Genomic DNA, 14,731 nt, shown 5'->3' with positions numbered 1-14,731 from the left:
CACGGATGAGTCCTCGGGATCGAGCCGGCGCTCACTCCGGCGACCGGCAACCGGCGGGATCGGCCGGCGGAACGGTGTCGGAGGCTACGGCGTCGGGCGTGGTGGTCAACGTCGGCGTCGGCGCGCCCGCCACCGGGGTGGGCGAGCCGGGTGTCGGGGTCAGCCCGCCGGGTGGCGGCGTCGACGGAACGGCGCTGGGGCTGAGCGCCGGGGACACCGGGGGCGGCGTCGTCACCGGGGTCGACCCCGGCGTCGGGTCGGGCGGGCAGAGCGGCTTCAGGTTGGGGTTGGCCGGGTCGTCGCTCGTCAGCTCCGCCAGCCGGCGTTCCGCGTCCGGCTCGCTCTTGGCCTGGATGCCCTGCTTCACCCGCTCCTGGGCGGCAAGCGTCAGATCGTCGAGCCGGGCGGCGCTGCGCGAGTGCACGGCGGACAGGTCCAGCCCGGCGACCTGGCCGGGCACCCCGCGGAAGACCGCGAGCTGGCCGTCGTCGGTGGCGCCGACGTAGTACTGCCGCTGGGTGTAGGTCCAGCCGCCGAAGACGGCACCCCCGACGATCACCGCCAGCGCGAGCGCCATCGCCACCGTCCGCAGCGGCTTGCGCCGACGCTGCTCGGGCTCGTCGTCGCGGTTGTCGGCCGGCTCCTCGGGGGCGGGCGCGCGTGGGGCGGACAACGCCGAGGCGCGGGCCGCCGGGGTGGAGTCGTCGGCCGACGTCGCCATGCCCCGGTCCCGGGCGGCGGCGCCGCCGACGATCGGGGACGCCTCGACGATGTCCTGGTCGGTCGCGTCGGCGATGATCACGGTGATGTTGTCCGGGCCGCCGCCACGGAGCGCGAGCTGCACCAGACGTTCCACGCACTGCTGCGGGTCGGGGTATTCCCGCATGGTGTCGCCGATGGTGTCCGCGCTCACCACGCCGGAGAGGCCGTCGGAGCAGATCAGGTAGCGGTCGCCGGGCAGCACCTGGCGGACGCTGTATTCCGGGTCGATGTCGCGGCCGTCGAGCGCGCGGGTGAGCAACGAGCGCTGGGGGTGGCTGCTCGCCTCCTCGGCGCTGATCCGGCCCTCGTCGACGAGCATCTGGACGTACGTGTCGTCCTTGGTGATCTGCGCGAACTCGCCGTTGCGCAGGAGATAGGCCCGCGAGTCACCGATGTGGACCATGCCGAGCTTGCTGCCGGAGAAGAGGGTCGCGGTGAGCGTCGTGCCCATCCCCTCCAACTGCGGGTTGGCGTCCACGGTGTCGCGGAGCTGCTGGTTGGCGGTGCCCACGGCGGATCGGAGCGCGTCGACGAGGGCGTCACCCGGGACGTCCTCGTCGAGCGGCGCCATGGCACCGATGACGATGTTGCTGGCGACGTCACCGGCGGCCATACCGCCCATGCCGTCGGCAACGGCGAGCAGCCGCGGTCCGGCGTAGACGGAATCCTGGTTGCCGTCTCGGATCAGACCGCGGTCGCTGTGGGCCGCGTAGCGCAGGGTCAAAGTCATGGCCGTAATTCGAGGGAAGTGCGGCCGATCCGGATCGGCACGCCGAGGGGGACGGGGGTTGGTCCGGTGACCTTAGCGCGATCGAGGTACGTGCCGTTAGTCGATCCGAGGTCCTCGACGTACCACTGCCCGTCGCGGGGTACGAGCCGGGCGTGTCGCGCCGACGCGTAGTCGTCGGTGATCACCAGGGTCGAGTCCTCCGCCCGTCCGATCGTGATCTGGGCCTCCCCGAGGGTGATCCGGGTGCCGGCGAGCTGACCCGCGGTGACCACCATCTGGTGGGCGGCGCGACCCCGCTTCGCCTTCGCCGGCTTGCCGGCGGGCTGGCCGGTCGACGCGCCGACCCCGCGTGGCGCGGCCACCAGCCGACCCGACCGGGCCCCCGCGAAGAGGTCCCGACGGATCACGCCGACCACAGTGAAGACGAAGATCCACAGCAGGATCAGGAATCCGAACCGGGCAACGGTGATGACGAGCTCCGGCAACGGGGATCAGCCGTCCACGCGGAAGGTCAGCGTCGTGGTGCCGAGCTGGATCATGTCGCCGGGGTTGAGCGCGACCGCCGACACCCGCTGGCCGTTGACCATCGTGCCGTTCGTCGAGCCCAGGTCGGTCAGCACGACCTGGCCGCCGTCGAAGTCCAGCCGGGCGTGCCGCCGGGAGATGCCGACGTCGGGCAGGCGCAGGTTGGCCTGGTCGCCACGGCCGATCACGGTCGAGCCCATCTGGAGCGGGTAGGTGCGGCCGTCGCCGGATACCAGGCGGACGTTGCGGCCACCGCCCTGGCCGGGCGGGGGGCCGTAGCCGCCGCCCTGGTCGTAGGCCGGGTACGCCGGGCCGGCGTCGTAGCCACCCTGGTCGTAGCCGCCCTGGTCGTAGCCGCCCGGCGCGGAGACCGGGGCGACGTCGCCGCCGGTGTAGACCTCGGCGGTCACCCGGAACATGCCGGTGTCCAGTCCCTCACCACGTTCGACCTCGACGATCACGTCGCCGTAGACCGTCCACGCCTGCTCGCCGATGAACTCCGCCTGCGACTGGGCCAGCTCCTGGGCCAGCGCGGCGGCGTACGGCGCCAGCCGACTGTGGTCGTACGGCGAGAGATCGATCACGTAGCGGTTGGGCACCAACGTGCGCCCACCGGCCAGGATCGCCTTGTGCGCCTCGGCCTCCCGCTGCATGGCGTTGAGGATCTCCACGGGGTGGACCACCCCTTTGAAGACCTTGGCGAAAGCCCCCTCGACCAGGCCTTCCAGACGCTTCTCGAAGCGTTGCAGCACGCTCACCGGCTCCTCCTCGGGTCCCGAGGCAATGATGGTATCCGGACACCGCCTCCGCAGCTCACACGCCGCTCGGCCGGCTGCCGACGGCCCGTTCGTGACCAGGCCCGCGAGCGTGCTAAAGTTTCGCCCGCCGCGAGCGGTGATCGCTCGTGGCGTGACCAGTGGACAGCGTAATATGTCCCGACACCTGCCGCAGATGGCGGGCAGAGGGATGCGATATGGTGTTCCGGGTCGTGCCACGGGGATGTGGCGGAATGGCAGACGCGCACGGTTCAGGTCCGTGTGTCCGAAAGGACGTGGGGGTTCAACTCCCCCCATCCCCACCAGAACGAGGGCTCCGCAGGCTGCGGGGCCCTCGCACCATATCGGGGCGTTCCGGACGTCACGCTATGCTCCGGTGGTTTCCCTGCCTCCCATGGACCAGGAGTGGCGTGTGAGTGTCGCGTTGGTGACCGGTTCCGGCGGTCTGATCGGCTCCGAGGCGGCCCGGCACTTCGCCGGCCTCGGCCTCGACGTGGTCGGCATCGACAACGACATGCGGCGATACTTCTTCGGCGAGGACGGCTCGACCGCTTGGAGCCTCGACCGTCTCGCCGCCGACCTGGGACCCGCGTACACCCACCACGCGGTGGACATCCGCGACCGGGACGGCCTGGAAGGCGTCTTCACCCGGTACGGCCGGGACATCGCCGTGGTGATCCACAGCGCGGCACAGCCCAGCCACGACTGGGCCGCTAAGGAGCCGTACACCGACTTCGACGTGAACGCCGGCGGCACGCTCAACGTGCTGGAGAACACCCGGCGGCACGCGATCGACGCGCCGTTCATCCACTGTTCCACGAACAAGGTCTACGGCGACCGGCCGAACTCGCTCCCCTTGGTCGAGCTGGAGACCCGCTACGAGCTGCCCGAGGACCACCGCTGGTACGACGGCATCACCGAGGACATGTCGATCGACGAGTCGCTGCACTCGATCTTCGGCGCCTCGAAGGTCGCCTCCGACGTGATGGTCCAGGAGTACGGCCGGTACTTCGACATGAAGACCGCCTGCTTCCGGGGCGGCACGCTGACCGGCCCGGCGCACTCCGCGGCGGAGCTGCACGGCTTCCTGGCGTACCTGATGCGCTGCGTGATGGAAGGCCGGACGTACAACCTCTTCGGCTACAAGGGGAAAATGGTCCGGGACGCGATCCACTCCCGGGACGTCCTCACCGCGTTCGAGGCGTTCTTCCGCGAGCCCCGCTCGGCCCAGGTCTACAACCTCGGCGGCGGCCGGCACTCGAACACCTCGCACATCGAGGCGTTCCGGGTCGCCCAGGAGATCACCGGCCGCGAGGCGCGGATCAACTACGTCGAGCAGGCCCGCACCGGCGACCACCAGTGGTACGTCAGCAGCATGGCCCGGTTCGAGGAGCACTACCCCGCCTGGAAGATCACCTACGACGTGCCGATGATCCTCCGCGAAATCTACGAGGCGAACGTCGACAAGTGGGTGCCGAAGGCATGACCGGCGACACCAAGCGCAACGTGCTCGGTGTGCTCGTCGACGCCACCGACTACACCCGGGCCACCGAGGCGGTGGTCTCGGCCGCCCGCGAGCGCCACCCGCTGGCCCTGACCGCGCTGGCCGTGCACGGCGTGATGACCGGGGTGCTCGACCCGGCCCACAACGCCCGGCTCAACTCGTTCGACGTGGTCACCCCGGACGGGCAGCCGGTGCGCTGGGCGCTCAACCTGCTGCACGGCGCCGGCCTCACCGACCGGGTCTACGGCCCGGAGCTGACGCTCCGGGTGCTCGCCCGGTTCGCCGACGAAGGGCTGCCGGTCTATCTCTACGGCTCCACCGAGGAGACCCTGGCCCGGCTGATCCCGGCGCTGGAGCGCACCTTCCCGGCACTGAAGATCGCCGGGGTCGAGCCGTCCAAGTTCCGGGCGGCCAACCCCGGCGAGGACACCGAGATCGCCGACCGGATCAAGAACAGCGGCGCCCGCCTCGTCCTGGTCGGGCTGGGCTGCCCCCGGCAGGAGGTCTTCGCGTACGCCATGCGACCGCTGCTGGACATGCCGCTGATGGCGGTCGGCGCGGCGTTCGACTACCACGCCGGGCTGCTGCGCAACCCACCGCCGTGGATGCAGCGCGCCGGGCTGGAGTGGTTCTGGCGGCTCGGCCTGGAACCGAAGCGCCTGTGGCGCCGCTACGTCATCCTCAACCCGGCCTACCTGGCCCGGCTGGCCGCGCAGAAGACCGGCCTGTGGAAGGCCACGCCGCCGGCGCCCGCCACCGGACGCCCCGCCACCTTCGACGTCTGACCGACGACACCCCTACGGGAGGACGTTCGGGGGTAAGCGGGGTGCCGCCCCGGATTCGGTGCGCGTCGAAGTGGGCAAGGCTGGGGGCCATGGATGACCGTCTCGCCGTGTTGCTCCCCGTCGCCGCCGTCTGGTTGGCCGCCGGCCTGGTCGCGGAGGGCCTGCCCGGGCTGGACCGCGCCCGGTCGCTGCGGCGGCGTACCGGATGGTTGTCCGCCCTGGTGGTGACCGGCCTCGCGCTCACCGCGGCGGTCCTCGTCGCGGGCCTCCAGAGCGCCGGTGACACCGCGATCGACCGGGCCGCCTCCGGGCTCGCCGTCGCGGCGGTGCCGGCGGCGGTCGTCGGGATGTGGACGGCACGCCGGGTCCGGCGGCTGCGGGCCGGCGCGGGCGCCTTCGCCGCCGCGCCGGAAACCCCGGCCCCGCACGCGCTGCGAGCCGCCGCCGCGCACCCGCTGATCGCGCTTCCGCTCCAGGCGACCGCGCTCGCGGCGCTCGTCGCCGTGCTGCCGGCCCTCGGGGTCGACCTGTTCGCCACGCCGGGCGTGGCCGGCCCGGCGATCACCGTCGCGGTGCTCGGCGTGTCCACGATCGGGGTACGCCACGCGCTGCGGCACAGCCGGCTCGCCGAGCGGGCCATGCAGCCGGCGGTGTCAGCGCGACCGGCCGGCGCCCTGCACGTATAGCAGTTCCAGGATCGCCCGGGTCGCCTCGAACCAGCGGTCGAGCCAGCCGGGCGGGGGCACGCTGCCCCTGGGCGGCAACTCCAGCAGCAGGCCACGCAGCAACGGATGGTCCACCAGGGACTCCGGCTGCTCCACCGGCCAGCCGCTGGGCGGGAAGGACGGCTCGGTGAGCGGGTTCGGGTCGAGCGACGGCAGGGAGAGCGCCGGGGCGGCCTGCTCCGGCGCAACGGTGTCCCGACCGGCCAGCTCGTCGCCGTCACCGGAGACCACCTCGGTGAGGACGGTGTCCCGGCGGGCCCCGCGGTATTTGCCACCGAACCGCTCGGGCTTGCCCGGGCCGGTGGTGAGATTCTCTGAACCGATCGTCGTCATCCGTCTCGCCTGCCTCGTTCGGTTGCCGATCCGTGCGGTTCAACGAGGCGGAACGGAACTGGCGACGGGTGACCGGCGTCGCCGGCACGCCGACGAGAACGGTCCCGCCCGGCGACGCTGCCGGGCGGGACCATGCTTCCGGGGGTACGGATCAGCTTTGGCCGAAGGCCCCGCCCCTGGCGCGGGCGACGAAGGCGTGCCAGTCACCCGGGGCGAAGACCAGGGCCGGACCGGCCTTGTCCTTCGAGTCCCGGACGCCGACCGCCCCGGTCACGTAAGCGACCTCCACGCAGTTGTCGCAGTTCGGCCCGCTCTTCGAGCTTTTGAACCACGTCGCCTGCGTCAGGTCCACGGGGAACTCCTTGGTCGCCATTTCCACAGCGGCTCCTCTGCCAGTCTCGCGATGTGTGCGACGGACTCCTCCGGTCGAATGGCCGCTGCTCGAATGTGATCGAAGATGAAGCTGTACTTCTGCAGTTCGTCGCTCTTCTCCAGGAAGAGCCCACCCGTGGCGTTCTCCGCGTACACGACATCGGGATCACTGGGTTCGGGGAAGCCGAGGATCGAGAAGGTCCCGTCCATGCCGGCGTGCGCTCCCACCTCGAAGGGCAGGACCTGCACCGTCACGTTCGGCAGTTCGGCCACCTCCACCAGCCGCTTGAGTTGGCCACGCATCACCGCGTCGCCACCAACCGGCCGGCTCAGCACCGCTTCATCGAGCACCACCCACAGATCGACCGGATCGTCCTGGGTCAACAACGACTGACGACCCAATCGGACACGCACCCGTTGGTCGACCTGATCGGCGGTGAAGTCCGGCCGGGCGGCGCGGATCATCGCCCCGGCGTACTCCTCGGTCTCCAACAGGCCGGGCACGACCTGCTGCTCGTACGCCCGGATCGTGCTGGCCGCCGCCTCCAGGCCGACGTACGCCCCGACCAGCACGGTGCTGTAGGGATGCCACCAGCCCTTCTGTCGGGCCTCGCGAGCGATCTGCACCAACTCGTCGCTCTCCGCGCCGACCACCCCGTAGATGCGGAGCATGTCCCGCACGTCGCGGGGCGTCGCGGTGGTGTGCCCGGTCTCGATCCGGGAGACCTTGGACGCCGAGCACTCCAGTTGCTCGGCGACCGCCTCTATGGTGATGCCGGCCGCCTCGCGCTGCCGACGGAGTTCGGCCCCGAGTCGACGCCGGCGGATGGTCGGGCTGCGCCGTTCGCTCACGAAGTCTCCTAGTGCACGGCAGGGGGATGCCGGTCCTCGACCGGCCGCGACGGGCGAAACCGGCGTCCAGTGTGCCGCCCGTATCCCAGACGCATCAAGCGTCCCGTTCACGTGTCCCGCTCACCTATCAGCAAAAGTCGACGTGCAACTTGCATGTCGCACGTCGCTGATGCACTCTGTCCGTATGGCGCGGGTTACTCACCGTCTTCACTTGATCTCGAGGCGTGGCCGGTGGGGAGTCGACCGCGCCGTGCGCGACCTGCACCGGAATGGAGACCCCGCCGCTGCACGCCAGCTTGACTGCGGCGGCGGGAGCGGCAACCGGGAGCAGCCGGGTGATGGTCGGGTGGCGGTCCGCCACCGCGGGTACGGCCCGACCAGCACCGAGCCACCGACCGCCGGTCCACCAGGCAGAACCCCGTCACCGGACCGCAACCGACCCCCGTTCAACCTCGCCGGCCCCGTCGCCGGCCGAACCCTCCCAGGAGCCCATGTGCTTCCCCGCTCCGGTGACGTACTGCACGTGACGCGCGCGGCGAGTGTCCAGTTCTTCCGGCCGATCATGTTCCGCATGATCCGGGTGCTCGACTGGCCGACGTACGACGGTTGGATCTGGCTCGACGGCTACGAGTTGAACGCGGCGGGAGACGCGGTCAACAGGCGGTCGATCTTCGTGCAGCAGGAGGGGTTACGGCGGATCCACGCCGCCCCGACCCCTCGTCAGCACACCGTCCGCACCGCCCGGCGCCCGGTGGCCCGGACCGCGGTCCGGGTGGGCTGACCTCAGGATTTCCCGCCGGGTGGGCGTGCCGGGGCCATAGAATCAGGACGCCCACCCCGGCACGTTCCACCCCGCGCGCCACGGACCCTGAACCAGGGATGGTCATGGTCAAACTGCCCGCCGCGCGGCGGCACCACCGGTTTCGCATCGGCTACGCCCTCGGGCTGTTCGCGTTCCTCGGATGCGCGATCGCGCTCGCGCTCACGGCCCGCCAACCGGCCTTCTCCGCCACCGGTCCACTCGCCGCCGACCCCGTACCGGCCCCGGCGATCACCGTAGCCGGGGAGGGCGCCCGGACGGCCACCGATCCGGCGGCAGACGAGCCCGCGTACGCCCGGCCGGACCGGGACGAGCCGGACCAGGACGAATTGTCGGCGGCGGGTGGAGCCGACGTGCCGCTCGGCTCCGACCAGGCGGGCACCGGCGCCGGGGAGGGCACGCTTGCCGACCGGCCCCTCACCTCGACCGACCCCGGCCGGTCGCTGTTCTACTCCGGGCTGCTCGGTCTCGCCATCTCGCTGGCCGGACTCGGCCTGGTCGGCACCCGACGCCGACAGTGGTGACCGTCAGGGCGTGGCGGAGGTGGCCGGCGTGGAACCCGGACTGGTCCCACCGGTCGTCGGCGCGCCAGTCGTGGGCGCCGCCGGCGCGGCCACCACGATGGTGACCCGCTCACCCTCGCCCACGGAGTAACCAGCCTCCGGATCCGTGGCGATCACGGTCCCGGCCGGCCGGTCCGACGGCCGGCGCTGCACCCCGTAGTCGATCCCGAGCTGCTCCAGCGCCGACCGCGCGGCACCCTCCGGAAGCCCCACCAACGGCGGCATCGGCACCTCCGCCGCCGCTGTGCTCGGCGGTGTGCTCGACGGAGAACTGCTCGGCGACGCGCTCGTCGGCGTGGCACTCGGCGACGCAGACGTGCTCGGCACCGCCGAGGGTGACGTACCCGGACCGGAGTCGCGATCCGCGGCACGCAACGCCAGCCAGACCCCGGCCGCGATCAGCCCGATCAGGATCAGCGCCAGGATGCCCAGCAAAATCGGCATCCACCAGCGCCGCCCGGCCTGCTCGTCGCCGTACCACTCGGCGCCCGGCTCCGGGTAACCCGCCGGCCGCGGCGGCGGCACCCCGGCCCGGCCGGACCAGGCCCCACCGCCGACCACCTCCTGGCGGCCGGTGGCGTCGAGGGGCCGGGGCGCGCCGCCGGCCAGGGGGCGCGTGGCGTTCTCCCCGTCCCCCGCCCCGTTCCGTGGCATCGCCCGCGTCGCGTCGGCGTCCTGACCGGCCGCGTTCCCCGGCATCGCGCGCGTCGCGTCGGCGTCCTGACCGGCCGCGTTCCCCGGCATCGCCCGCGTCGCGTCGGCGTCGGTTGCGGGCCGGTCCGACGGCATGGCGCGGGTGGCGTCCGGGTCGTCGCCGGAGGCCCCGCCCGAGGGCGTGGCGCGGGTGGCGTCGCCGCTCCGGTCCGCGGGCAGCGCCCGGGTCGCGTCCATGTCGCCGGCGGGTGACTGCTGACGGTCGTCGCTCATGACACACACTCCCCACCGGGACGGGGCACACGGCCCTCGATCGTCCACCGTAGCGTTCCACCACCACGCCTGCCGGGATCAGCGCGCCGGCCGGCCGTACCGATCCGTTCAGGGCGTCGGCTGCGGGCTGGTCGTCGGCGTACCCGAAGGCGCATCGCCGCAGCTCAGCGCGACCTGGTCGTTCCAACGGGCGGTGCCCCCGGCGGCCGGATCCTGCGCGGAGACCGAGCCCTGGCGACCGGTGCGGTAGCGGGGATAGAGCCCTGCCTCCACCAGCTCGTCGGCGGCGTCGGAACAGGCCCGGCCGTCCAGGTCGGGCACCGTGACCGCCGGCGCCGGACCGGCGACCCAGACGGTGACGGTGACACCGCGCTTCACCGGGGCGCCGGGCGACGGTGACGTGCGTTCCACCGCGCGGCCCGAGCCGCTCCCGAACACCAGCCGCCAGCCGAGCCGCCGGTCGCGCAACTCCTGTCGGGCGCGTTCGAAGTCCGCGCCCACCAGCTCCGGCACCGTGAGACCGGCCGGGGTGGCCGACCGGGTGCCCGTCGGGCCGTCCGCGGTGGGGCGGTCCTCGGCGGGCACGCTCTCGGTCGGGCGGGGCGGCGAAACCGCCGTCGGCGGCGTGGACTCGGACGAGGCGGACGGCTGGTCCGACTCACCGGCCAGGGTCCAGCCGACACTTCCGCCGATGACCGCCAGCAGGACCACCGCCACGGCGCCGCCGACGAAGAGCCGGGTACGGTTCGGACCGTTCTCGTCGCGCACCGGCTGCCGCTCGTCCGTCATCGCGTCTCCCGCCTCAGTCACCGGCACCGTAACCGGTGCCACCAAGCCACCCGCGGCCGGTCGGCGCTCCCACGACTCGCCGGGCCGACCTCGGGACGTTACGCTGCCCGGCATGGCCAGACGGGGCTGGGGAGGATCGACCGCCGCCGCGCTCGGCGTAGCTGCCGGCGCAGGCGCCGCGCAGCTCGGCTTCGGCTACGGGCTCGGCATCATCAACTGGGCGCCGACCGGCGCGGTACGGATCGAGTCGGCCTGGGTGGCGAGCCTCGCCTGGGCCACCTGGATCGCCGCTACCTCGGTCATCGCCGGCGCGGTCTGCGCCCAGCGCCTGCGCGGCGGTGACGAGCCCTCGGGCACGCTGCCCCGGCTGGGTCTCGCGCTCGCCGCCGGTGTGGGCGCACTGGTCACCGTGCTGCTGGTGGCGGTGCCGGCCCGGGCCGCCCGGGTCCCGGACACCTCGGCGCCGCAGACCGTCGCCGCCGCGTACGCGGCTGCGGGGCTGGTGCTCGGCGTGCTGCTGGCGACCTGGGCGCTGCACACCCGTGCCGCCGCCACCAACCTGATCGCCACCACCGGCTGGCTCTGGCTGCTCGCCGTGGTGTCGGTGGTGGACGGGGTGCTCTCCGGCCGTGGCCTGACCACCGCCCAGCTCGGCATCTGGCAGATCAGCGCGGACAGCGCGCGGTTCTGGATCCGCGACTACTTCTACTGGCCGGGTGCGCTGCTCTCGCTGGGCTCGGCCCTGGTGATCGGGGTGCTGGCCGCCCGGCGCGCGGTTCGGTCGCCGCGGGTGCGGATCGGCGCTGCCGCCTCCGGTGCGGCCGGCCCGCTGCTTGTCGCACTGGCATACCTGCTGGCCGTCCCACGGCTGGCCGGCATCGCCGCCGAGCAGTTGTCGGCCCACCTGATCGCCCCGTACGCGGTGATGGCCGGGGTGGGCGGCTCGGTCCTGGTGGCCGCGCTGGCCCAGCGGGCCGACCGGCGGGCGGCCGACGACGCGCCGGTGACCGGCTCCGGTGAACTCGCCGGGGAGCCGGCCACCGCGCCGGCCCGACACGGGGAGGCGGAGCCGACGGCGCACGCAGCCTCCGAGCCGGGCGGCGCAGCTTCCGAGCCGGGCAGCGCAGCTTCCGAGCCGGGCAGCGCAGCTTCCGAGCCGGGCAGCGCAGCTTCCGAGCCGGGCAGCGCAGCGGCGGAGCCGGCCGGCGGTGGGAAGAAGCCTGCCGGGCGGTTCTTCCGGCGCCGCGCCACAGCCGGCGCGACGCTCGCTGACCGATCCACGGGCGAGCCTCACGCGACCGCTTCGCCCGATGTCGGCGACCGTACCGGGGCGACGGACGCGACCACGACGCCGGTTGGCCGCCGGCCCGACAAGGCGGCCGACACCGGGCCGGAGACGACGGCCGGCACCGGGTCGAAGACGGCGGTCAGCCCTGGTCGGCGAGCTGATGACGTCCCCGATCCGGGGACGACGGCCGGCCCCCGGCCGCGGTCGACGGCCGCAGCGAAGCCGGACACAACGGTGGGTACCGCCGGCCGGGTGGCCGACGAGCCGGGTGGTGGCGCGCGGTCCGGCGCCGATCGTCGTGGCCGGGCGGTGCCACGGCAGCGACAGCCCGAGGGCGAGCCGGGTGACGATCCGGCCGCCGGCCGCGACGAGAAGCCGCGCACCGACGTGTCGGGCAGGGACGAGGACGTGTCGGGCAGGGACGAGTCGGACGCCGAGGATCGCCCGGTCGGGCCGGCATCCCCGGCTGTCGAGCCGAAGGCCCGCCGCCGCGCCCGCTGATCTCGCCGCCGCACGACGCGCGTCTCACCGCCCCATGACCCGCGCCTTGCCGCCCCATGACCCGCGCAAGAGCCGGCCCCACTCAAACGGACTGGGCGACGTGCCCAGCCCAGTGGTTAAGCGGGGGCCCCGCCTCTACCAAAAGCGTTAAGCGGGGGCCCCTCCTTACTCGACCGGCCAGGTGTGGACGGGGTCGTTGGCGCGTTGGAGCTCGGCGTAGCGCTGGACCATGTGGTGCAGCGCGGCCTTCCGGTCCATGCCACGGTGCCGCTCGGCGGCCCACACCGTCTCGGTCTGCCACACCGCGCCGTTGCGGCCGGTACGGCAGCGCCCCTCGATCACGCCGAGGAGACGGTCACGTTCGGCCGGCGCGACGCCGAACCGGTCCAGCCCCTGCGCGGCCACCGGCAGCAACGTGTCCAGGACGAGCGTGGTGACCGGCACGTCACCGAGGCCGGGCCAGTGCAGCACCGCGTCGATGCCGCGGCGGGCGGCGGCGTGGAAGTTCTCCTCGGCGGAGCTGAAGGTGAGCTGACTCCAGATCGGACGGTCGGCCTCGGCGAGACCGCGGGCGAGGCCGAAATAGAGCGCGGCGTTGGCGAGCATGTCCACCACGGTCGGGCCGGCGGGTAGGACGCGGTTCTCCACCCGGAGGTGAGGGAGGCCGTTCATGATGTCGTAGACGGGGCGGTTCCAGCGGTAGACGGTGCCGTTGTGCAGCCGGAGCTCGCCGAGTTGAGGCACGCCGCCGGCGTGCAGCACCTCGACCGGGTCCTCCTCCGCGCAGATCGGCAGCAGCGGTGGGAAGTAGCGGACGTTCTCCTCGAACAGGTCGAAGATCGACGTGATCCAGCGCTCGCCGAACCAGACCCGCGGGCGTACGCCCTGGGCCTTCAGCTCGTCGGGCCGGGTGTCGGTGGCCTGCTCGAAGAGGGCGATCCGGGTCTCCGCCCAGAGCTGCCGGCCATAGAGGAAGGGCGAGTTGGCGCCGAGGGCGACCTGCACACCGGCGATGGCCTGGGCGGCGTTCCAGTGGTCGGCGAAGCTGTCCGGCGCGACCTGGAGATGGAACTGAAGGCTGGTGCAGGCGGCCTCCGGCGCAATCGAGTCGGTGTGCGTACGCAGCCGCTCGACGCCGTTGATGTCCAGCTCGATGTCCTCGCCCCGGGCGCCGACGATCTGGTCGTTGAGCACCCGGTAGCGCGCGTCGGTGGAGAGGTTGTCGGCGACCAGGTGGCGCTCGGTGAGCGTGGGCAGGATGCCCACCATGACGATGGTGGCGTCGGACTTGGCCGCCCGCTCGTCGGCGCGGCTGAGGCTGCTGCGCAGGTCACGCTCGTAGTCGGTGAAGCCGGTGCCCTCGATCAGCCGGGGCGAGGCGTTCAGCTCCAGGTTGAACTGGCCCAGCTCGGTCTGGAAGAGCGGGTCGGCGATGTCGGCCAGGATCTGGTCGTTGCGCATGGCCGGTTCGGCGGCGGCGTCGACCAGGTTCAGCTCGATCTCCAGCCCGGTCATCGGCCGGGCGGCGTCGAAGCCGAAGTCGTCGAGCATCAGGGCGAAGACGTCCAGGCAGCGCCGGACCTTCTGCCGGTAGCGGACCCGATCCTCGCGGGTGAAGGCGCCCTGCTCGACGTCCTTGCCCATGTGTCCTCCCGGCGCCGGTGCCACGGAACCGTTGGCGTTCCGCAACGCATTGTGAACCATTCACGTGGTGTGCGTAAGTGCGTCCGGCCCGGCGAACGCCGGGTCGGACGCAGGTGGAGCACTCGTACCCCACCGCCACCCGACAGCCACGTGACAATCCGCACCTCCCGACATCCACGCCCGGGTAGGACGGGGACGGGCCCGCGCCGTCGGGTGACGGTGCGGGCCCGTGGGGCTGACGCGAGGGCTCAGCCCTGGCGGATGGCCTCGCCCTCGATCTCGATCTTGACCTTGCGGCCGACCAGGACGCCGCCGGTCTCCAGGGCGACGTTCCAGGTCAGGCCGAAGTCCTCCCGGTCGATCTCGGTGTGCGCCGAGAAACCGAAGATGTCCTGCCCGAACGGGCTGCGGCCGACGCCCTCGAACTCGACCTCGAGGTCCACCGGACGGGTCACGCCCTTCACGGTCAGCTCGCCGGTGAGCACGAACTCGTTGCCCTCACGCGACTTCACACCGGTGCTGCGGAACTCCAGCGTCGGGAACTGCTCGGCGTCGAGGAACTCCGGGCTGCGCAGGTGCGCGTCCCGGTCCGCCTGCGCGGTGTTGATGCTGGCGGCCTGGATGCTGGCCGTGACCGAGGACTGGAGCGGGTCGTCGGTGACGGTGATGGTGGCGGTGGCGTCGGCGAACTCACCGCGTACCTTGCTGACCATCATGTGCCGCGCGACGAAGCCGACGCGCTTGTGCGCGGCGTCCAGGAGGTACGTGCCGGGGGCCGGGATGGTGAGACCTTCCCAGTCGCGGGTAGTCGCCTCGGTGCTGCTGGTCATGATGC

15 protein-coding genes, 1 tRNA gene and 1 pseudogene are annotated in these 14,731 nt (G+C 72.6%); 7 read left to right on the top strand and 10 right to left on the bottom strand.

Translation table 11 applies throughout. The features are described 5' to 3' along the window. Positions 1-31 precede the first annotated feature (31 nt). The 3 genes from O7619_RS04170 to O7619_RS04160 are packed head-to-tail and all read right to left on the bottom strand — an operon-like array spanning position 32 to position 2,802. Complete coding sequence (locus O7619_RS04170; protein ID WP_282285792.1) at positions 32-1,492, bottom strand: PP2C family serine/threonine-protein phosphatase; 1,461 nt, start codon at positions 1,490-1,492, stop codon at positions 32-34. Further along, positions 1,489-1,977, bottom strand: coding sequence for an FHA domain-containing protein (locus O7619_RS04165; protein ID WP_281585732.1), 489 nt, complete (start codon positions 1,975-1,977; stop codon positions 1,489-1,491). The genes O7619_RS04170 and O7619_RS04165 overlap by 4 nt, the downstream gene beginning before the upstream one ends. Before the next feature lie 6 nt (positions 1,978-1,983). Beyond that, positions 1,984-2,802: a DUF3662 and FHA domain-containing protein gene (locus tag O7619_RS04160; RefSeq protein ID WP_282288660.1), complete on the bottom strand. Its 819-nt coding sequence runs from the start codon at positions 2,800-2,802 to the stop codon at positions 1,984-1,986. Between the two features lie 210 nt (positions 2,803-3,012). Between O7619_RS04160 and O7619_RS04155 the strand changes: the two genes are divergently transcribed. From O7619_RS04155 to O7619_RS04140, 4 genes are all read left to right on the top strand, one after another. Further along, positions 3,013-3,098, top strand: a tRNA-Leu gene (locus O7619_RS04155). A gap of 89 nt (positions 3,099-3,187) precedes the next feature. Next, complete coding sequence (locus O7619_RS04150; RefSeq protein WP_282285790.1) at positions 3,188-4,279, top strand: NAD-dependent epimerase/dehydratase family protein; 1,092 nt, start codon at positions 3,188-3,190, stop codon at positions 4,277-4,279. Then, positions 4,276-5,082, top strand: a complete 807-nt coding sequence (locus tag O7619_RS04145; protein ID WP_282285788.1) for a WecB/TagA/CpsF family glycosyltransferase — start codon at positions 4,276-4,278, stop codon at positions 5,080-5,082. Before O7619_RS04150 ends, O7619_RS04145 begins: the two co-directional genes overlap by 4 nt. Before the next feature lie 89 nt (positions 5,083-5,171). After that, entirely contained in the window at positions 5,172-5,768 is a 597-nt protein-coding gene (locus tag O7619_RS04140) for a hypothetical protein (RefSeq protein WP_282285787.1), read from the top strand. On the opposite strand, the gene O7619_RS04135 is transcribed toward O7619_RS04140, so the two are convergent. The 3 genes from O7619_RS04135 to O7619_RS04125 all read right to left on the bottom strand — a co-directional run bounded on the left by O7619_RS04135 (position 5,736) and on the right by O7619_RS04125 (position 7,364). Next, entirely contained in the window at positions 5,736-6,140 is a 405-nt protein-coding gene (locus O7619_RS04135; RefSeq protein WP_282285786.1) for a hypothetical protein, read from the bottom strand. The genes O7619_RS04140 and O7619_RS04135 overlap by 33 nt on opposite strands. A gap of 151 nt (positions 6,141-6,291) precedes the next feature. Next, positions 6,292-6,513 carry a DUF397 domain-containing protein gene (locus O7619_RS04130; protein WP_107158178.1) on the bottom strand — a complete coding sequence of 74 codons (222 nt, stop codon included), beginning with the start codon at positions 6,511-6,513 and terminating at the stop codon, positions 6,292-6,294. After that, positions 6,483-7,364: a helix-turn-helix transcriptional regulator gene (locus tag O7619_RS04125; protein WP_282285785.1), complete on the bottom strand. Its 882-nt coding sequence runs from the start codon at positions 7,362-7,364 to the stop codon at positions 6,483-6,485. The genes O7619_RS04130 and O7619_RS04125 overlap by 31 nt, the downstream gene beginning before the upstream one ends. A 493-nt stretch (positions 7,365-7,857) precedes the next feature. Between O7619_RS04125 and O7619_RS04120 the strand changes: the two genes are divergently transcribed. Both O7619_RS04120 and O7619_RS04115 read left to right on the top strand, forming a co-directional pair. After that, positions 7,858-8,145, top strand: a complete 288-nt coding sequence (locus tag O7619_RS04120) for a hypothetical protein (protein WP_282285784.1) — start codon at positions 7,858-7,860, stop codon at positions 8,143-8,145. A gap of 104 nt (positions 8,146-8,249) precedes the next feature. Next, entirely contained in the window at positions 8,250-8,708 is a 459-nt protein-coding gene (locus O7619_RS04115) for a hypothetical protein (protein WP_282285783.1), read from the top strand. Positions 8,709-8,711: 3 nt separating this feature from the next. Here the strand turns inward: O7619_RS04115 and O7619_RS04110 are convergent, their stop codons facing one another. Beyond that, positions 8,712-9,674: a PASTA domain-containing protein gene (locus tag O7619_RS04110; RefSeq protein ID WP_282285782.1), complete on the bottom strand. Its 963-nt coding sequence runs from the start codon at positions 9,672-9,674 to the stop codon at positions 8,712-8,714. 108 nt (positions 9,675-9,782) lie between these two features. Continuing rightward, complete coding sequence (locus O7619_RS04105; RefSeq protein WP_282285781.1) at positions 9,783-10,484, bottom strand: PASTA domain-containing protein; 702 nt, start codon at positions 10,482-10,484, stop codon at positions 9,783-9,785. 91 nt (positions 10,485-10,575) lie between these two features. Here O7619_RS04105 and O7619_RS30125 point away from each other — a divergent pair. Continuing rightward, positions 10,576-11,448, top strand: a pseudogene (locus O7619_RS30125) (hypothetical protein); the annotation flags it as partial. A 969-nt stretch (positions 11,449-12,417) separates the two neighbouring features. Here the strand turns inward: O7619_RS30125 and O7619_RS04095 are convergent. Together O7619_RS04095 and O7619_RS04090 are read right to left on the bottom strand one after the other, a co-directional pair. Beyond that, positions 12,418-13,896, bottom strand: coding sequence for a glutamate--cysteine ligase (locus O7619_RS04095; RefSeq protein ID WP_282285779.1), 1,479 nt, complete (start codon positions 13,894-13,896; stop codon positions 12,418-12,420). A gap of 248 nt (positions 13,897-14,144) precedes the next feature. Further along, positions 14,145-14,726: a YceI family protein gene (locus O7619_RS04090; protein ID WP_282285778.1), complete on the bottom strand. Its 582-nt coding sequence runs from the start codon at positions 14,724-14,726 to the stop codon at positions 14,145-14,147. Positions 14,727-14,731: the final 5 nt, after the last annotated feature.

The sequence above is a fragment of the Micromonospora sp. WMMD998 genome (genome assembly GCF_029581235.1).
Classification (GTDB): domain Bacteria; phylum Actinomycetota; class Actinomycetes; order Mycobacteriales; family Micromonosporaceae; genus Micromonospora.
Note: the sequence above shows the minus strand (reverse complement) of the source record. Positions and strands in the feature narration are given on the sequence as shown.